The 17,916-nt window shown below is 52.1% G+C and carries 15 protein-coding genes; 7 read left to right on the forward strand and 8 right to left on the reverse strand.

The window, feature by feature from the left end:
- The first annotated feature begins 183 nt into the window (after positions 1–183).
- Entirely contained in the window at positions 184–2,862 is a 2,679-nt protein-coding gene (locus tag IX84_RS15965; RefSeq protein ID WP_044222891.1) for a T9SS type A sorting domain-containing protein, read from the forward strand.
- Between the two features lie 68 nt (positions 2,863–2,930).
- Here the strand turns inward: IX84_RS15965 and IX84_RS15970 are convergent, their stop codons facing one another.
- Positions 2,931–3,833, reverse strand: a complete 903-nt coding sequence (locus IX84_RS15970) for a histone deacetylase family protein (protein WP_044222898.1) — start codon at positions 3,831–3,833, stop codon at positions 2,931–2,933.
- Positions 3,834–3,978: 145 nt separating this feature from the next.
- On the opposite strand from IX84_RS15970, the gene lysS reads away from it, so the two are divergent.
- The gene (gene lysS, locus IX84_RS15975) at positions 3,979–5,523 is read left to right on the forward strand and encodes a lysine--tRNA ligase (RefSeq protein WP_081968789.1); all 1,545 of its coding nucleotides are present in this window, start codon (positions 3,979–3,981) and stop codon (positions 5,521–5,523) included.
- 67 nt (positions 5,524–5,590) lie between these two features.
- Here lysS and IX84_RS15980 read toward each other — a convergent pair whose 3' ends face one another.
- Positions 5,591–5,845, reverse strand: a complete 255-nt coding sequence (locus IX84_RS15980; protein WP_044222901.1) for a hypothetical protein — start codon at positions 5,843–5,845, stop codon at positions 5,591–5,593.
- A 108-nt stretch (positions 5,846–5,953) separates the two neighbouring features.
- Between IX84_RS15980 and IX84_RS15985 the strand changes: the two genes are divergently transcribed.
- Complete coding sequence (locus IX84_RS15985) at positions 5,954–6,601, forward strand: hypothetical protein (RefSeq protein ID WP_044222904.1); 648 nt, start codon at positions 5,954–5,956, stop codon at positions 6,599–6,601.
- 5 nt (positions 6,602–6,606) lie between these two features.
- Here IX84_RS15985 and IX84_RS15990 read toward each other — a convergent pair whose 3' ends face one another.
- Positions 6,607–7,026, reverse strand: coding sequence for a hypothetical protein (locus IX84_RS15990; protein WP_238578292.1), 420 nt, complete (start codon positions 7,024–7,026; stop codon positions 6,607–6,609).
- Positions 7,027–7,114: 88 nt separating this feature from the next.
- Between IX84_RS15990 and IX84_RS15995 the strand changes: the two genes are divergently transcribed.
- Entirely contained in the window at positions 7,115–7,648 is a 534-nt protein-coding gene (locus IX84_RS15995) for a biotin transporter BioY (protein ID WP_044222907.1), read from the forward strand.
- Between the two features lie 181 nt (positions 7,649–7,829).
- Here the strand turns inward: IX84_RS15995 and IX84_RS16000 are convergent, their stop codons facing one another.
- Positions 7,830–8,321 carry a hypothetical protein gene (locus tag IX84_RS16000; protein WP_044222910.1) on the reverse strand — a complete coding sequence of 164 codons (492 nt, stop codon included), beginning with the start codon at positions 8,319–8,321 and terminating at the stop codon, positions 7,830–7,832.
- 435 nt (positions 8,322–8,756) lie between these two features.
- On the opposite strand from IX84_RS16000, the gene IX84_RS16005 reads away from it, so the two are divergent.
- Positions 8,757–10,049, forward strand: a complete 1,293-nt coding sequence (locus IX84_RS16005; RefSeq protein WP_044222912.1) for a carboxypeptidase-like regulatory domain-containing protein — start codon at positions 8,757–8,759, stop codon at positions 10,047–10,049.
- 4 nt (positions 10,050–10,053) lie between these two features.
- On the opposite strand, the gene IX84_RS16010 is transcribed toward IX84_RS16005, so the two are convergent.
- From IX84_RS16010 to IX84_RS16020, 3 genes are all read right to left on the reverse strand, one after another.
- Entirely contained in the window at positions 10,054–10,776 is a 723-nt protein-coding gene (locus IX84_RS16010; protein WP_044222915.1) for an outer membrane beta-barrel protein, read from the reverse strand.
- Positions 10,777–10,928: 152 nt separating this feature from the next.
- A complete protein-coding gene (locus tag IX84_RS16015) occupies positions 10,929–12,608 on the reverse strand; it encodes a T9SS type A sorting domain-containing protein (protein WP_044222918.1) in 1,680 nt (559 codons plus the stop codon).
- 549 nt (positions 12,609–13,157) lie between these two features.
- Positions 13,158–13,460 (reverse strand): hypothetical protein, encoded by a 303-nt coding sequence (locus IX84_RS16020; RefSeq protein WP_044222921.1) that lies wholly within the window; start codon positions 13,458–13,460, stop codon positions 13,158–13,160.
- A 203-nt stretch (positions 13,461–13,663) separates the two neighbouring features.
- Between IX84_RS16020 and IX84_RS31090 the strand changes: the two genes are divergently transcribed.
- Together IX84_RS31090 and IX84_RS16030 are read left to right on the forward strand one after the other, a co-directional pair.
- Positions 13,664–16,153 (forward strand): alpha-amylase family glycosyl hydrolase, encoded by a 2,490-nt coding sequence (locus IX84_RS31090; RefSeq protein ID WP_052516058.1) that lies wholly within the window; start codon positions 13,664–13,666, stop codon positions 16,151–16,153.
- Positions 16,154–16,244: 91 nt separating this feature from the next.
- Positions 16,245–17,264, forward strand: a complete 1,020-nt coding sequence (locus IX84_RS16030; protein ID WP_044222923.1) for a WG repeat-containing protein — start codon at positions 16,245–16,247, stop codon at positions 17,262–17,264.
- On the opposite strand, the gene IX84_RS16035 is transcribed toward IX84_RS16030, so the two are convergent.
- Positions 17,261–17,911, reverse strand: coding sequence for a phosphatidylserine decarboxylase family protein (locus IX84_RS16035; RefSeq protein ID WP_044222926.1), 651 nt, complete (start codon positions 17,909–17,911; stop codon positions 17,261–17,263). The genes IX84_RS16030 and IX84_RS16035 overlap by 4 nt on opposite strands.
- Positions 17,912–17,916 lie beyond the last annotated feature (5 nt).

Here is a 17,916-nt window from a genome sequence, read left to right on the forward strand (position 1 = left end):
TCCTGGCATTCGGGTTTGGCCCCTGCTTCGGACAGGAGCAGTTGGATACGATAAGCATGCAGAAGTTGTTCAGCGGGTACGCCTTTTCTCTGAAGATTTTTGACTCCCAAGGGTAAGATTTTCCCGATTCCTGTGATATAGCGATGAGGGCTTTTTTTGCCAACGCACATAAACCTATAAGTTATGAAACTCCAATCCTTAATTTTACTGCTGACCTTTACCCTCTTTACGAACCTGAATGCTCAGACCACCTGTGAACGCACTTTTGCCAAAACCGGCTATGATTTCAAGGACTATTCCATTACCGCCGCAGGAGATGGGTCTGAGGACCTGCTGCTGGCGGGTACCCTTCATGATAAAATCACAGACGAGTATCAGGCGCACGTCATCCGAATTGATGATGCGGATGCATCCATTATTTTCGAGCAAACCTACCAAATTGGGAGTGGTACCTGGGCGATGAGTATAGCCCCATTTCTTACTGGCGGGACAGCCGGGTACGTGGTCACTGGGTATGCAGAGATGGGTGGCGTGCGGCGTACGGTCATCTTTACCATTGACGGAACTGGCAACCTGCAATTGAGCCGGGTACTGGAACAGGGAAACGACCCTAACACCAACGGCATGGGGCTGCACATCAAAGCGACGCCCAATGCTGCCGGTCAGGGCTTCGTTTTGGTGGGGATGATCCATGAAGACCCGGGCTTGTTTAGTTTTCAGAATGCGGAAAAAGAAGGGTTTTGCGTCAAACTCGACCAAAGCCTGAGCGTCACCTGGGAGCAGTATTTCGAGGTGCCGCTTGGGAGTATATACCCTCGGGATTATGATGCTGCTTCCCATGTAACACTAACGGATCAGGGCTACTTCATTACGGGCGGCAAAAATATGCTAACGCCAATTGGGCAACAACGGCAGGGCATACTCGCTCTTATGCTGGGCCCCAATGGCAACGAACTCTGGGACGCCAGCTATTACACCGGCAATGCTATTGACAACGGAGCAAGTGCTTATTACGATCAGGCGGCACAGCAGGTTTATGTGCTGACCAATATCTCGGTTTCTCACCATCTGGGGGTTAGTGTGTTCGATGCAGCGACCGGAGCCCTGGACAATACCGCTTCCTTTGAATCCTTTTCCACTAATTTCGACCTGGACAAATACGGGCACACTATGATCAAAGCGCCCTTTACGGACAAGCTGCTTATAAAGGGCCGGGGGCGCGACGGGCAGTGGGTCGACGATGAGGGGCGCGGGCAGCCGACTTTTTTGGTAGACTATGACTTGTCCACACAGACATTTGGAGTCCATTATGCCGAGACCAATCTTTCCCAGTCCCTGAATGGCGTAAGCACCGCAGCGCCTTTTTTTCCAGGAGCACTGCGCACTTTTTACTACCCGCAGTCGCTGGTCAATATCAATGCACAGCATAGCGCGATGGTCTCCTATACCGGTGCGCAGGGGCAGGATGTCGGCCTGATCGTCCGGCAGTTTGCCCACCTGAATGCCGAGACGTACGAATTCTGTGGCCCGAGAGATACGCTGGTACTCGATACGATCATGGAAGCATTCGGTTTTACCGGCGACCCCTTTACATACGACAGCCCGGCTTCCGCCGAAATGATGCCGCCTATGACAGTCGTATCCGAAGGCACTGGCCTGGATACGCTTTGCTTCAGTGGTGAACAGGAGTTCTCTTGCGAAGGCAATCTGGTGCAAAACGGGGATTTCGAGACCGGCACACCGACCACCGGAGATGAGGATATTACAAATGCAGCCAACTGGGGAGGCATTTGGAGCAATGCCGGTGCCGGTGCCAGTTCGGCGGATTTCTACAGTGACCTGACGGGTGTACCTGCATCACTCACGGCACCTCTACCGCTGTCTCAGGGGCAATTCGCCGGTTTTTGGTCGAGGATACAAGGAGGGGATGTCTATCGGGAAGGAGTGCTCAATGAACTGAGCACTACGATACTGCCCAACACAGGTGTCTACGAACTGGAGTTCAAAGTAGCCTGTCTCTTCTCGCCCAACACCCCTGCCTCACTGAGTGTCTTCCTGGCCAATGGCAGCATCAACGGAGGGGCGGCAGTTTCCAGCGGCACGGTCCCACTCAATGCGGCTTTATTCGCTGATAGCTGGGAGGTGGTTGTGGAACCTATACTCTCCGGTTGCGACAACAACTTTACGACCTACACCTATATCATTGATTCCAGCGACCCGGCATTCCCGGCTTCCGGTGCCAATGCCCTGTTTTTTACCCGTACTGATGGCGTACAGCCCGGGGCTTATCTGGCGCTCGACGATGTATGCCTGCACAGCCTCTGCTGCCGGGACGAGATGGCTTTCGAAAACGCTGTGCAAAATGGCTTTACCTATACCACAAACGGTCATGTTGCCACCCTCGACAACCCGCTGCTAACCCACTGTAGCGAGGTCCTCATCGATTGGGGCGACGGGCAGACGGAGCAGGTAAATGCGAGTGACCTGGGCGTTACCCATACTTACGCTGCGAGCGGTGCCTATATCGTACACATCACGGTACTGGAGTACGGTGCTGATGGGGCAATCTGCTTCGAAGACGATATTTGCATGGGCCTCACTAATACATCGGAACTGGATTTGAGGACTGGCCTTAAACTTTTTCCAAATCCCGCTGCCGGTCAGGTTTACCTGGAGTGGAATGCGCCCGGCCACTTTGTACAGGGCCGGTTGGTCAATACTAATGCTCAGGCAGTACGAACCTTTAGCTTGCAGGGGCAGCGCGCCACCGTAAATCTGAACGGGTTGTCTCCCGGTATGTACCTGGTTCAGCTTATGACTGCTGAGGGGCGGCAGGTGGTCAGAAAGTTAGTAAAGGAGTAATCCAATTATGCAAAACCGGTAGCAGTAACTCCATGAGCTTGCTACCGGTTTTGTCTTTTCCCAACCCATTAGAAAAATACCTCCTCCGCCACCCGAAACGTATTCGCATGTGCCTCTACAATGTGCGCCAGCCGCTCCGAGTAGCCGCCGCCCATGCTGATGGCGACCGGCAGATTATTGGCTTTACAGGTTTTGAGGACGAATTCATCGCGCTCCCGGCAGCCCTGCAGGCTTAGGCTGAGGCGGCCGAGCTTGTCGGAGTAAATCACGTCCACCCCGGAAAGGTAGAAGACCTGATCGGGCTGCACGTCGTCGATAAGGCGGGGCAGGGTTTCGCGCAAGGCCTTGAGGTAGGGGCCATCCTCGGTTTTGTCGGGCAGCCCGATGTCGAGGTTGGATGGGACTTTGCGGTGGGGGTAGTTTTTCTCGCCGTGCATGCTAAAGGTGAAGACCCGGTCGTCATGCTGAAAAATTTGCGCGGTGCCGTTGCCCTGATGCACGTCAAGGTCGACCACCAGTATCTTTTGGGCAATGCCATGGTGAAGCAGGTAATTGGAAGCAATAGCGATGTCATTGAACACGCAAAAACCCTCACCTTTGTGGGTGAAGGAGTGATGCGTGCCGCCCGCCACATTCATGGCAACCCCATGTTGCCGTGAAAAAAGCGCGCACTGTACCGTGCCATTCGCAATATGCCGCCCCCGGTGGATCAGCTTCTCCGACATGGGGAAGCCGATGGCACGGATCTCCTTTTTGCTCAGTGTTTGAGTTTTGAGTTTTTCCCAGTACGCCGCATCGTGGGTCCACAGGATTTCCTCCTCCGTCAGTGGGTCAGGGTGGAAAAACTGATCCTCCGAGACCGTCCCTTCGTACAGCAGCTGCTCCGGGATGAGCTCGTACTTGATCATTGGGAACCGGTGTTTCTCCGGCAGCTCGTATTTGTAGATGGGCGAAAAAGCGATTTTGAGCATAATTCTAATTAGCAATCAGAAGAATGAACTCATAAGAGTAGCAGAAGGTTTACAACCATATATTTCTGCAATTTTTTAATTAACACTACTTTTGCAGCTTTATTTAGCAGGATGTGCTAATCAATAAAAATCAACGCAAAACCACATGCAACTCAGCGAACAGGAAATCTTGCGCCGGGAGAATATGGAGAAACTCCGTGAGCTCGGCATCGACCCTTTCCCTCCCGAAGCCTTTGACGTGACCGCTTACGCCAAAGAAATCCAGGAAGAATTCAATGACGAGGGGGATAAACCGAATTTCCAGGATGTAAGCATCGCCGGCCGCCTAATGGGCAGCCGTGTCATGGGCAAAGCTTCTTTCGCTGAACTGCAGGACAGCACCGGCCGTATTCAGGTCTACATCGCACGGGATGAAATCTGCCCGGGCGAAGACAAGGAAATGTACAATAAGGTCTTCAAAAAGCTGTTGGATATTGGCGATTACATCGGCGTGAGGGGCCATGTGTTCCGTACCCGAATGGGCGAAATTACCGTGCATGTCACGGAGCTGAAAGTACTGGGTAAAACCCTTTCTCCACTTCCTGTGGTTAAGCGGGACGAAGAAGGCAACGTCTACGATGCCTTCACCGACCCTGAGCAACGCTACCGCCAACGCTACCTCGACCTGACGGTGAACCCGCATGTGAAGGAAATTTTCCTCAAGCGAAGCCGGCTCGTCTCAGCCATGCGCCGCTTCTTCGATGACCGTGGCTGGCTGGAAGTGGAAACCCCTATTCTGCAGCCTATCCACGGTGGGGCAGCAGCCCGGCCCTTCAAAACACACCACAACACGCTCGATATGCCGCTTTACATGCGAATTGCGAACGAGCTTTACCTCAAGCGCCTCATCGTAGGCGGGTTTGAAGGCGTGTACGAGATCGGCAAAATGTTCCGAAATGAGGGTATGGACCGCACCCACAACCCGGAGTTTACCTCCATGGAGATCTATATTGCCTACAAGGACTACAACTGGATGATGGAGATGGTCGAGAAGCTCCTGGAGTACATCGCCATCGAAGTCACCGGGCACACCAAAGTGGAATACGAGGGCAACCTGATTGATTACGCTGGTCCGTACCGCCGCATGAGCATGTACGAGTCGATCGAGGAATACACAGGAATTGATATTTCCGAAATGGACGAGGCGGAACTGCGCGCCACCTGCAAAAAACTACACGTTGAGGTAGATGAGAGCATGGGCCGTGGCAAGCTAATCGATGAAATTTTCGGAGAAAAAGTAGAGGCCAATCTGATTCAGCCCACCTACATCACGGATTACCCCATCGAGATGACGCCCCTGGCGAAAAAGCACCGCAGCAAGCCCGGCCTGGTGGAGCGCTTCGAGCTTTTTGTCAATGGCAAGGAAATTGCCAATGCTTACACCGAGCTGAACGACCCGATTGATCAGCGGGGGCGCTTCGAAGAGCAGCTTAAGCTGGCCGAGCGGGGCGACGAAGAAGCTATGGCGCTGGATGATGCCTTCCTGCGGTCGCTGGAATACGGCATGCCCCCGACCTCAGGCCTCGGTATCGGTATTGACCGCCTGACCATGCTCATGACCAATCAGCATTCCATTCAGGAGGTATTGTTCTTCCCGCAGATGCGCCCGCAGAAAAAGCAGGAAGAAGCGCCGGAGGATACTGCAGAGTAAGCAATAGCCATCCTAAAAACAAAAAGGCAATGCCATTTGGTGTTGCCTTTTTGTTTGCCTGAAAGCGTCAATCCAATTTGCTCAGTAGCCAGCCGCGTTTCGCCGTGGCAGGCGCCGCCTGTATGTCCGCTTTGAGTTGAGCCCTGCCGCCTTTATCGCCTTCCGGCAAATGGAGGAGCCGCCGGGTGAACTGCAATAAAGCCTGATAGTGAGACCGGTGATAGCCCATCCCTTTTTGGCGGCGGATGTAGACCTCGGAGCTGTCCAGAAGCGCAAAAAGCGCATCGTACTCTTCCAGTTCATAGTAAGTGCGGAGTAGCATCGTGCGGGCATTGAGTCTAATGGTGCTGATTTAAGCATTCGTCGAAAGCAGTTGGTACGGGGAATGGATTTTCGTAAATTTGGTACCAAATCAAAAACCTCAATCACTATGCAAACCCGAAAACTGATTTTTCCACTTCTTTTCCTGGCGGCCAGCCTTCTGACTTCCTGCGGTGGCAGCGAAGATACTTCCGCATCCAATGAATCCATGGAGGCCTCCACCTCTTCCGAAGGCACATCTTCTGACGATCCGGCGGCAACCATGGAAAAAGCCATGAGCGATGCCATGAAGCAATTAGGCGGAGACGGAGAAACTAAAGAAGTGGTGGACTTCCGGGAACTGAAAGCCCTTTTGCCCGAGCGTATTGCGGGTATGGACCGGACTTCGCACACCGGGGAGAAGGTGGGCGCTATGGGCTTCAAGATGTCAACGGCGCAGGCAGAATACGGAGACGGAGAGCAATCTCTGGACGTTTCTGTAATCGATTTTGCAGGCGTTTCCATGATTTTGGCCAGTGCTGCAGCCTGGTCATCGGTAGAGATTGACAAAGAGACAGACAGCGGCTATGAGCGGACTACTATGATCGATGGTTACAAGGCTTTCGAAGAATACGACAGCAAAAGAAAGGAAGGGCAAGTCAGCATCATTGCCGAAGACCGGTACATCATTACGGTAGAAGGCCGGAATATTGAAGAAGGTGCCCTGCGCGAAGCCCTCGATGCCGTAAGCATCGATAAGCTGAAAGGGCTGGAATAGAAGTGTTATTCGGACTTTGCCGCTTCCACCCGTTCCAGAATACGGTGGAATTTTAGCAAATGCTGCGGGTCAGCCTCATTGTAAATACAAAGTATCAACGTACTCCTCTTCCGGCGGTCTTGCGGGAAGAGGATTTTTATGGGGTTATGTACGTAGCCATTGTCTTCAAACATTAGGATTTGCTTGTTGCGCGTCGGCAGGCGGAACAGCCTGAGCTCATCGGCGTCTTTAGGCAGTGGCACGTCTTCGTACCCTTCTTCCGCCAGAAATTGCCGCACCATCTCATAGGTGCTTTCGATGCGGGAACCCCCGAAAACCGTCCGGTACTCGTATCCATCACTCTCACCGCCCAGGTAATCGCTGCCCGACGGCGGAAAATCATCGCGCAAAGGCATGGTCGTGGCTTCTGATTGAAATATAGTCATAACAAAAGTACCGCTCGTAGTTGAAAGTTTCCTCAAAAAAACGAAATTTCTAACAAATTGTGTGGAGTTTTTGGCAAAAACAATTTTTATGAATACCAGCACCCACCTCCTCAACCTCCTCCTCAGCACTCTTTTCATCACCATCATGGCCAGAGTCGCCCTCCCTGTACCGGAAGCCCTGGGCGGCATCCCCATCACCGGTCAGAGCCTGGCTGTACTTTTGGTTGGGCTGTTACTGCCCTTCCCGTGGGGTGGGGGTGCGGTACTGCTCTACCTGCTGCTCGGCGGGCTGGGGCTACCGGTCTTTGCTGAAGGGGGCAGTGGATGGTCGTCTTTTTCGGGGGGGAGCGGGGGGTTTCTTATTGGCTTTTTTATAGCCGCATTAGTTATGGGCTTGTTGCGCCGCCGGGGATGGGGACAGCATTTGGGCTACAGCCTCCTTGCTAATGGGCTGGGCACAGCCGTTATTGTGGGAAGTGGGCTGCTGTGGCTGGCGCACCTGTACGGATGGGGCAAAGCGATGGAGTATGGCTTTTATCCATTCTGGCCGGGCGCTATCGTGAAGATACTGCTGGGCGGCTTTATCGCCTGGAGTATGCTGCGGAATCGAAAGACTGCATAAGTTCCCCTGTGCAGCTGCTTTTGCTTTACCTGTCTTTTTGAAAATCTGAAGGGCGCTTTGCTGATCTGAGGGTAAGAATAAAAAATAGGGCATTCCGGTGGAAGTACCCCCATTGAGCCAGTGTTGATTAGGCTGTATTTTGATTAGCAATTTGACCTTTTCGTTAGATTTTAGACAAGGCCTACCTTCCTGATGTAACGTCTTCTGCCTTGACGTTGCTATCGTCCTCACGCGTCAAACGAATCCCGCAGGTTTCTCCGCTGGCATCCGTAAGATGAAATACGCGGTTGACAACCTCGTAGCCTTCCGCAGTAAGCCTCAGCGTGAATTTGACAGGGTTGTCTTCTGTGATAGGGTCCACGCGGCGGATATCCATTGATAGCGTTGCCAGTCGCGGATCTGTTTCGCTAACCTTGAAAATTAGTTGCTTTTCGCCAGACATCATATACACCACACCGGCATCAGGTCCGGTAACTTCCGCTGCCAGATCCATGGGCAGGCGATCATCCTCCGGTGCTGCAATGAGTTGAACATCAATTGGTCCAGTCAACAACTCTTCTTCCAGATCGGTCGTCGTACCACGCAGTATATTTTCCTCCTCCGTACAGGATACCGTGCCCATAAGGACCGCTACTGTAAGGATCCATACACGGGTGTTCAAAATCTTTTTCATCGTTAATGTTGAGTTTTAGTGAAGTATATTGGTGCTAAATGAACGACAGTTCTAAAATTACACAACAAGATGCATTTTGTTCCCAAAAAAGGCCATTATACCCGGAAAAGACAAATCTGTTACTTTTGAATGCGATTGGTGGCAAAGATATGTTGGTAGAGTACCCGTTGCAAAAACGTCATTGCGGCAGATTCCCCGGAGCCAGCAAGTCGTATGCTGGTAGCCGGTAGGAGGCCGAAGAGGCGGGCAGGATGCCTTTTACGGGATTTTCATGAATACCGGTCAGGGATACAGTGGAAAATGAGGTGTGGTCATCTGCACACAAAGTGCAGCACTGTATATCGGATCGATCAGTAAAGGGCATACTCGTGCGGAGCAATAGTACTGCAATGAACCTCTTGCGCTGTGGCTTGTCAATATCAAAAGAGTAAAGCCATGAATAAAAGACTTTTAAGTGCTTCGGTATGCTGTCTGTTGGCTATCAATCTTATTGGTCAATCTAATGCTGTATTGGGAAAAATAAAGGATGCTAAAACAGGCGTAGGCATCCCTTTTGCCAACCTGCTTCTCCTTACGGAAAAGACGGGCACTGCCGCGGATGCAGACGGGCAGTTTGAGCTTTCTGTCCGGGAGTGGCCCGCCCAAATCCGTGTTTCTGCTATCGGCTACCTTACAGATACAGTGGTAGTGGAGCAGGCAGACGCGCTTCAGATTGCCCTTCAACCCGTACCCGCTAATTTACCCCTGGTAGAGGTCCTTGCACAGAAAAAACTCCGGCAGCTTAGCCCGGAAGACCGCCTGCCTTTCGCCTTTGCTATTTGGGATGATTACCTCTTTACCCTCAGCCGGAAACGCACGGGGAGCAATGCCTGGATTGAAGTCCGCTCCCCGGACGGTATATTGCTTTTTGAGCAGCAACTCGATCTGCGCCGGGTCACTGATATTGAGGTCAATTGCCGCAACCGCCTCTACCTGCTGGCCAATTACCGCTACATCAACCTGGGCTATACCCGCGCGCAAATCGTACCCCTGGAAACGATGAAGTACACAGATTATATTGGTGCTTACCGCGACTGCCGGTGCAGTACCGAGGAGGCGATGTACTATGAAAATTTGGCTTATCAGGGCCTGCTAAAGCGATACCTGCGTGCCAGCCTGACCAATGGCACGCTCGATAACTTCCGGCAGGTCCTTTACGCGGAGCAGCTGGACAACTACATGGCAGACCTCGGCCTGATTATGGAGTGCCAGTCGATCTCCAATACAGGTGATGTGTCCAAAGCGGAAAACGATTACATCCGTACCCGCCAAACAGACGCAGATTTTCTACAGCGGGTTTTTTACAACAACCCTCAGGACAATTTTCTCTTTCTGTCCGGCGGGGAGTTGATCCTGTTCAACCACGATGAACAGCGGATTGAATATTTCGATGCCGAAGGCCGGCCAAAACAGGTAATGCCTGCCCATTATGTACAACACAAAGATTGGAACGACCGGGTCATTCAGGATATAAAAACAGAGTCATTCTATGCGCTGCTGCGCGACGAGACCGGCTACCTGCTGGCGCCCATTGACCTGAGCACGGGGCAAATAGGGGAGCCGGTACCCCTTAATATCTTGTTTTACGATGACATTGCCATCTACAATAATACAGCGTTTGTACTGGGTACGCCTACCGCCCACGCTGCTTCTGACGTTAAGCGCCTCTACACCAAGGCGCTCTGGTAGCAGGCTAATTAAACCGCACCCCAAATTCGAGCCCCAATTGCACATACCCGAGCTCAAAGGCATTGGGCCCGGTGAGCGACTCTGATTCGCCGGTGAGCTGCTGGTACTGAATACGGGGGCCTGCGAAGAAAGTGGTCTGCCCCAGGTTCATTTCAACGCCTGCACTGCCCAGAATACTTAGCTGTATCCGGTCGAAGTCAACGTTGGAAATGGGCTCAGTGCGGCGGTCTGTACCTGTATTATCGGGCAGCTCATGCCGGATCTTTCCAACCGATTGTATGTGGAAACGGGGAGCAATACCACCGGATAGGTAAAAACGGGTCTGCTCACCGGGTGAAAGGTAGGTTAGCCTGAATGGCACTTCTACATAGCGATGCACAGTATTGTGGGTTACTGTACCAATATTTGGTGCTGGGATATCCGGATTGAAGCCACCCTGCCCATCATGTTGATTGCCCCAGCGAAGGTCGTCACCGTCAATCTGGAACCGGCGCCCAAGCTCGGTATAGGCTAGTCCGGACTGTAACCGGAAATTTTGCCCCAACTGATAGCCGACCTGCATGCCGGCGTGTTTCGAAAACCGGGGCTCGTAAGCATCAATAATTGGGTCTAACTCCCAGGATACGTGCGGGAACAATTCTACACCGAAGGAAAAACGGCTTTGTGCAGCACCGGAAAAGCTTAAAAACAGGATACAAACAATAGGAATTAAGGTTACAGGTCTCATATCTAGGGTATTTGATTCACCTTCAGAACCCGGCGTGCAAGTCTAACGCTGCATTCAAATAAATATTTTTTGGGCATCGACCGCCGCAACACCTACCTGCCCGCCCGTACCTTTACGTTTGGGGTGGAATTGACGCTTTAAAAAGGCGTGCCTCACCGGGCGATGATAAACCGCTTTGCTGCACTTTCCCCTTCGGCAGTCTGAAAAGACACGATATACATGCCCGCCGGATACGGACTGAGGTTTACCTGGAGTGGGTTGTTGCTTTGTGCAGTCAGCACAAATTGTTCCATGATTTGCCCCGTGGGATGAAGAATACGGCAAGTGGCAGCCCCGGAACCACCCCAGTCAACGAATAGCTGATCCTGAGCGGGGTTAGGAAAGACCTTAAATTCAATTGCTTTTTGGACGTCTGGCGTGCTGACTACAAAATCTGCGCAAGTGCCATCATTCCCTGAATTGGCATCGGTCTTGTAGTCGGGGTGTGAGGTCCAGAAGCAAACGGGCTCCAGGTCTCCCGCGTCGCCCTCGGTGTGGATCCAGAAATTGCTCAGCGTCACCTGTAAAGTATTGCCGGGGAGAAGGTCCTGCCCTTCGACATCATAGGCAAAGCGTGCGGGACGATTACCGGACCGAATTTTGAACCGGCTGACAGCTTCGTCACCGAAATTTTGTATCTGGACTACAACCGAGTCAAAGTAAGTCCGGCTAAACCCTGGAAAAGCCGGATCGCCCTGCGTGTAACGCACCGCTCCTAATTGGTACCCAACAACGCCCAGGTCCCGGTCGAGCCCAAAGTCTTCGCCTTCAAAGGTGTAGGAAGTGGAGAAAAAGGCTTCTGTACCTCCGGTGGGCATATCGGAGCCAAATGTTTCCAGTCCGGCAAGCCCCAGGTATTCCGAACCCACATCCACGCGCCAAAATTCACTATCTTCATTCAAAGGGAAGCTGCCCTGCAATTGAAGGCTGTCATTGAAAATATAGGCTTGCTGGCTTTGCGTAAGCACGGCTACCTTGCCGTGTCCGGTTGAGAAATCCAAAATAGAGTCGGCTGTGAAATCAGCGGCCTGCAGGATTTCAAAATCAGGTGAAAGGGCAAAAAGTGAATCGTGCCGGTAGCCGATGATGCCGTTGTATTGATTGGGCTCGATGCGGCTGAAATGCCACTGCGGAAAGTGAGCGGTCGGAACTCCCTGTGCGGAAATCGTGTACAAGCCAGTAGGACCAGTATAAATCAAGCGCCCACCTGAAGTGATCGTTTGATCCTGCACCTGGAATTCAAAGTAGGATTCCCACAAGGGCTGACAGGATTCTACAAAAAACGAACCACTGTTCGCATAATTGAAGCCGAAGTGAGCCTCTGTCGCAAGCAGGGCTATTTCACCGGTTGGGAAAGCATCTCCAGTAGGACCGGTTAGATTATGAGAAAGATTGTGGTCACAGCGTGGTACAGAATCTTCCCATAAAGTATTGTAATGTTGGAAATACCTTATAAAAGTCACCCAACCCTGACTATCCATCCAAGCTGTGATGTGAGGGATAACGAAAGTGGAGTCTGGCAGTTCGATAATATCTGAAATATCAAGAGTACTACTACCGTTTCCGTTGCTCTCGTGTACAGCCAGAAAGAATACCTCTGGCTCTTCTGCATTTCCTACTACCAGTTGTGGACTATTAAATCCGTAGGTGGAATTAAGCAAGTGCTCCCCCCGCTGAGACACTACAAAAGTCTTGATGCTATCCGGGAATAGCTCATCGAGCGCCCATTCGACCTGAGCATTGGCTGAGGAGGCGCCAAGTGAAATGATAATGCACAGTATTAATGGCTTCATAAGATTTACCTTTGCTTTTTAAAATAAGCCATTGTTTTCAAAATCGCTACACGAGAGTCAAGGTATGTCAGATGAGAGACCCACTATTTTTGAGCGGTTAGGTTGTTTCAACATAAAGTAAGTCTATGTAGGATGGAGCTAAATGATTGAAGTCTTTATCCATAGTGACAAGTTGCAAATCGAAAGCACTTGCTGTCGTAGCTATCCACAAATCATTTTTACCCATGTTTCTGGAGGAAAACTTAGCAGTGGGGTTTTGATCTTACCCTGGCTGTAAGCGTCAATCTCGGCGTATTTTTGAATGATCTTATCGAAGTTGATCCCGAAAATGGTTAAACGGTTCATCAGGTACTGAATTCTTCTTTTTCTTCCTTCTCTAAGGCCCAACTTAAGAATAGCAGCTTCAATTTCTCCTTATATAGACTACGGATAACGCAATTCGGTTTTGACCGTCAAAGATTTTATAATTAGCTTCGAGTCGGCGGGTTATTTTATCACTCCGGCTGTAGGTCAGGATGATGTTGGAGTCCAATAAATAGTCCATATTTCCTAGTCGAGTTGATCTAGCATTTCTTCTAGAGAGACTTCCCAAGGTTCGCTATCGGCAACAATTTCCTGTAATTCCTGGAAGTTGATCGATTTGTTACCCTGTTCTTCAAACACCTGGTCTTTAGTTACACCCATTCTGACTTGGACTTGACCCTTCAAAAACGGATCCTCTGTTTCATTGCTTTCGGGCGACTTTTCTTGCATAGAGACAGCCGTCTGATAAATCGACCATAAATGATCTATATCAGATATCTTGGTAACCAGCTTTATCAAGTCTAGCTTAATATCATTGATTTGCCCCATTGTGAAACTTTTGGTAAAATAGCATTTAGCAAGATAACAAAATATGGTTACTTCTGGTTCCTGTTTGTCTACGCCTTTAGTTCATCACCTATCTTAACCCTGTAAATATGAATACATCTCGCTCCTTTTTCTTAATCCTTCTTTTTTTCGCAGTTGCTGTAACAAGTCCCGCCCAACCCGTCCCCCTAACCTTCAGGGTAGACATGAGCCAGGAAACCCTGTCGCCCAACGGTGTGCACGTTGCCGGCAACTTTCAGGCCGCTGCGGGGTACGGCGGGGACTGGATGCCCGGCGCTTCCCCTTTGGCGGACCCGGACGGAGACCAGGTGTATGAACTGACCGTAGAGGTGCCCCCCGGCACTTACCTGTACAAATTTGTCAATGGCAGCAGCTGGAATGAAAAACCGGAGCTGCCTTCCGCAGATTGCGCGATTGGCGATGGTGGCGGCAACTTCAACCGGCAGGTGACAGTAGGAGAGGCCGGGCTAAGTCTTCCGGCGGTCACCTTTGATTCCTGCAATGCCACGCTGCGCCTAGCCGTCAATATGGAAATGGAAACGGTCGCTCCGGAGGGCGTCTTCGTGATGGGCGACTTCCAGGAAGCAGCCGGGCTTCCGGCGAACTGGGACCCTACGGCTATCCCCTTACAAGATGAGGATGGGGATGGTGTATTCGAAACCCGCCTGAGTGTGCCTCCCGGTGATTATCAGTATGTTTTCCTCAATGGCAGCACAGTGGAGGCACCGCCTCTGGATTGTTCGGTGGAAGGGCCGGATGGGCAGCGGGTACGTACGGTACAGGCGGAGGTTGGTGGCACCGGGCCTTTGGTGTATTGCTTCAACAGCTGCACCCTCTGTGACCCGGCTTTCTCCCTCGACTTCGAGACACACTGGTGGAACGACGCCGTTTTCTACGAAATCTTCGTCCGCAGTTTTTACGATAGTGACGGAGACGGCATAGGGGACTTTCAGGGCATCATCGAAAAACTCGATTACCTGAACGATGGCGACCCGGATACCGATACCGATCTTGGCATTACCGGCATATGGCTGATGCCGATGATGGAATCGCCTTCCTACCATGGCTACGACGTTACGGATTACTATGCCACGGAGCCGGACTACGGCACTATGGAGGACTTTGAAGCTTTGCTGGGTGCCGCCCACGACCGGGGCATTAAAATCATCATCGATTTCGTCATGAACCATACTTCAGATCAGCACCCCTGGTTTCAGCAATCGGTCAACAGCCTGGGCGGCTACCGGGACTGGTACGTGTGGTCGGACTCCAATCCGGGCTTCATTGGCCCATGGGGGCAGACCGTCTGGCACCCGCGCAACGGGGATTACTACTACGGCCTGTTTTGGGGCGGCATGCCGGATCTCAACTACAGCCACCCTCCGGTGAAAGAGGAAATCTTTGACATCGCTGAGTTCTGGCTCAACAAAGGCGTGGATGGCTTCCGGCTCGATGCCATCAAGTACCTCGATGAAGATGGGACAATTTTGGAGAATACGCCTGAGACCTTCGAGCTGCTGGAGGATTTCAGAACGTTGTACAAAAACGCAAATGCGGACGCCGTAACGGTAGGAGAGGTGTGGTCCAATACCGCTTCCATACTGCCTTACGTCACGGAGGAGCGGCTGGACCTGTGCTTCGATTTCGACCTGGCTTACGGGATCATCGCCGGTGTCAATGGGGAAACCGCTTCGCCCATCCGACAGCAGTTGGCCGTCATTCAGGAGGGGTACCCCAAGCTTCAGTATGCGACCTTCCTGACCAACCACGATATCGACCGCATCTACAGTCAGTTTCAGGCAGTGGACTACAAAATGAAGCAGGCGGCATTTATTTATTTGACGCTGCCTGGCGTTCCCTTTATCTATTACGGGGAAGAAGTAGGCATGCTGGGCACCGGCGCCCATGAGAACATCCGCCGCCCCATGCAGTGGACAGGAGGCGCTCATGCGGGGTTCACCAATGGAAATCCCTGGATTGGAGTAGGAGGGGGCTACACGGTTAATAACGTAGCGAATATGGAGAGTAACCCGTCTTCCCTGCTCAATACTTACCGGGAACTTGTGCACTTGCGTAACGAAGAGGAAGCCCTGCGCCGCGGCTACCTGCTGGATGTGCAGTGCAGCTCGGAAGAAATCCTGAGTTATGCCCGCATTCTGGAAGAGGAGGCCTTGGTGATGGTCGCGAATATGGGCTTCAACAGCTTTTTCAATACCACCTTCAATCTGCCGGTGTCTTCCCTGCCCGCCGGAGAATACCGGATTACAGAAATCCGGTCGGACACAGATATGGGCACGCTCACTGTAAACGCCACCGGGGGCATTGAAAACTGGGTGATTAGCAATGCGGTGCTTGATGCCTTGGAAACCTGGGTATTCCGCTTGTCGCTGGAAACGCCATCGGGTACAGCATCGATGCCCACTTCAGTTATGGATGCTAAGGTCTTTCCTAATCCGGCAGCTGAAAGCGCTACGGTCAGGTTAGACGGCGACATCGGGGCCGGTCCGGTACACCTATCCCTGTTGCGGTCTAACGGGCAGGTCTTAGAAACGGCAACGTTTTCCGGAGCTACGCACCGCCTGGACCTTGGCGGTTACCCCTCCGGCTTGTACTTCGTCAGGCTGCAGCAGGAAGGGCGCATGCAGGTATTGAAACTGATGGTCAACCGCCCCTGATGTATCCCTGCGAGGCAGATTTGAGGGTAGCCAATGCGGCAAAGCCAACCGGATAGAGTATATTCGCCCAAAATTTTGCCCAAATCTGCCTATGGACAGCCCGCTTTACATTATTCGTGACCGGGGCCGCTACGGATTCATCGACCGTATCGGGGATGTGGTTATTGAGCCGCAGTATCTGGAGGTTGAGGATTTCTACAATGGCTTCGCCCGTGTCCGGTTTAATGATAAGCTGGTGCACATGGACGAGATGGGGCGCTTGCTGCTCAAGCACTGGTTCCGGTTCATTGGCTTTTTTGAAGAAGGGCTTGCCCGGGTACAGCTGGTGCGCCGCTGGGGGTATATCAACCGGCGCGGCGATTTGGAAATCCCCCTGCGGTTTGATGCCGCCGGCGACTTTTCAGAAGGGTTAGCGCCAGTTGCCAGAGGCATTTATTTTGGCTTCATAAGCCCGGATGGGGAATGGGCTGTTCGGCCGGAGTTTGATGCGGCCGGCCCGTTTAGTGAAGGGCTTGCTGCCGTGCAAATTGGAGAAAAGTGGGGCTACATTGACAAGTCCGGCACCCTTGCGATCACCCCTCAGTACGATAGAGCAGAGGCCTTCCGTGACGGAGTTGCTGCAGTGTGGGAAGGGGAGCAGTGGGGCCTGATAGACACGGCAGGGCAGCTGCTTTTGGAACCGCAGTTCGATGCACCGCAAGGTGGCCTGGCCGGTGAGTTTTTCAATGGAATGGCCACTATTGTACAAGACGAAAAGTACGGTTTTATAAATACAGAAGGGGCTCTACTGGTTGCGCCCCGCTACACATTTGCCGGTGACTTTGGGAATGACCGGGCGCCGGTGGAACTGCACGGCCGCTATGGTTACATTGACACGGCAGGTCATCTCGTGATCAAGGCTGGCTTCCAGGATGCCGGCGTTTTCTCGAATGGACTGGCGCAAGTGAAGAATAAGGGGCACTGGGGCTACATCGGTACAGATGGCGTCTGGCGGATCCCACCCCGTTATCAGGCTGCACTGCCTTTTCGGGCCGGACTGGCACAGGTGGTCTATCAAAACCGCTGGCAATACCTCAACGAGCAGGGAGAAGTCATCTGGACAGAGCGTTAAACCTTCGCGATCACCGTTTTATTTCCTTTTACTTTATCACCGATATTGACCTTCACTTCTGCATCAAGCGGCAGGAAGAGGTCTACCCTTGACCCAAACTTGATGAAGCCCATCTCACTGCCCTGCGTAATGCGGTCGCCAATGCTAAGGTAATTGCGAATCCGCTTAGCCATGGCCCCGGCGATTTGACGAAGCAGGACTTCCGTTTGCCCATTCTTAATCACCACGGTGGTCCGCTCGTTTTCAGTAGAAGACTTAGGGTGCCAGGCGACGAGATACTTGCCCGGGTGGTGTTTCAGATACCGAACTTCTCCACCCAGCGGGTTACGATTGACATGTACATTAAGCGGAGACATGAAAATGGAAACCTGCAGGCGCTTACTGTTGAAGTACTCGGTCTCCTCGGCTTCTTCGATCACAACTACCTGCCCGTCTGCGGGGGCGTAGATCAGCGTGTCATCTGCTTTGGGGATCGTTCTTTTCGGATTGCGAAAAAACTGTAGAACTAAGGCAAAAAAGATAAGGGATGCGGCCGTAGCCAGCCATAAAAAACCAGGCCAGGCCAGGTAAGTGACGATATTAAGGACAGCTAGGGCGAGGCCTAAAATGATGAGCATGCGATGCCCTTCGCGGTGTATGATTGCCATGAGGT

The organism is Phaeodactylibacter xiamenensis (assembly GCF_000759025.1).
Classification (GTDB): domain Bacteria; phylum Bacteroidota; class Bacteroidia; order Chitinophagales; family Saprospiraceae; genus Phaeodactylibacter; species Phaeodactylibacter xiamenensis.

Coding starts and splice junctions, on each gene's coding strand:
- IX84_RS15965 (WP_044222891.1), top strand. CDS start 184: ATGAAACTCCAATCCTTAATTTTACTGCTGACCTTTACCCTCTTTACG.
- IX84_RS15970 (WP_044222898.1), bottom strand. CDS start 3,833: ATGCTCAAAATCGCTTTTTCGCCCATCTACAAATACGAGCTGCCGGAG.
- lysS (WP_081968789.1), top strand. CDS start 3,979: ATGCAACTCAGCGAACAGGAAATCTTGCGCCGGGAGAATATGGAGAAA.
- IX84_RS15980 (WP_044222901.1), bottom strand. CDS start 5,845: ATGCTACTCCGCACTTACTATGAACTGGAAGAGTACGATGCGCTTTTT.
- IX84_RS15985 (WP_044222904.1), top strand. CDS start 5,954: ATGCAAACCCGAAAACTGATTTTTCCACTTCTTTTCCTGGCGGCCAGC.
- IX84_RS15990 (WP_238578292.1), bottom strand. CDS start 7,026: ATGACTATATTTCAATCAGAAGCCACGACCATGCCTTTGCGCGATGAT.
- IX84_RS15995 (WP_044222907.1), top strand. CDS start 7,115: ATGAATACCAGCACCCACCTCCTCAACCTCCTCCTCAGCACTCTTTTC.
- IX84_RS16000 (WP_044222910.1), bottom strand. CDS start 8,321: ATGAAAAAGATTTTGAACACCCGTGTATGGATCCTTACAGTAGCGGTC.
- IX84_RS16005 (WP_044222912.1), top strand. CDS start 8,757: ATGAATAAAAGACTTTTAAGTGCTTCGGTATGCTGTCTGTTGGCTATC.
- IX84_RS16010 (WP_044222915.1), bottom strand. CDS start 10,776: ATGAGACCTGTAACCTTAATTCCTATTGTTTGTATCCTGTTTTTAAGC.
- IX84_RS16015 (WP_044222918.1), bottom strand. CDS start 12,608: ATGAAGCCATTAATACTGTGCATTATCATTTCACTTGGCGCCTCCTCA.
- IX84_RS16020 (WP_044222921.1), bottom strand. CDS start 13,460: ATGGGGCAAATCAATGATATTAAGCTAGACTTGATAAAGCTGGTTACC.
- IX84_RS31090 (WP_052516058.1), top strand. CDS start 13,664: ATGAGCCAGGAAACCCTGTCGCCCAACGGTGTGCACGTTGCCGGCAAC.
- IX84_RS16030 (WP_044222923.1), top strand. CDS start 16,245: ATGGACAGCCCGCTTTACATTATTCGTGACCGGGGCCGCTACGGATTC.
- IX84_RS16035 (WP_044222926.1), bottom strand. CDS start 17,911: ATGGCAATCATACACCGCGAAGGGCATCGCATGCTCATCATTTTAGGC.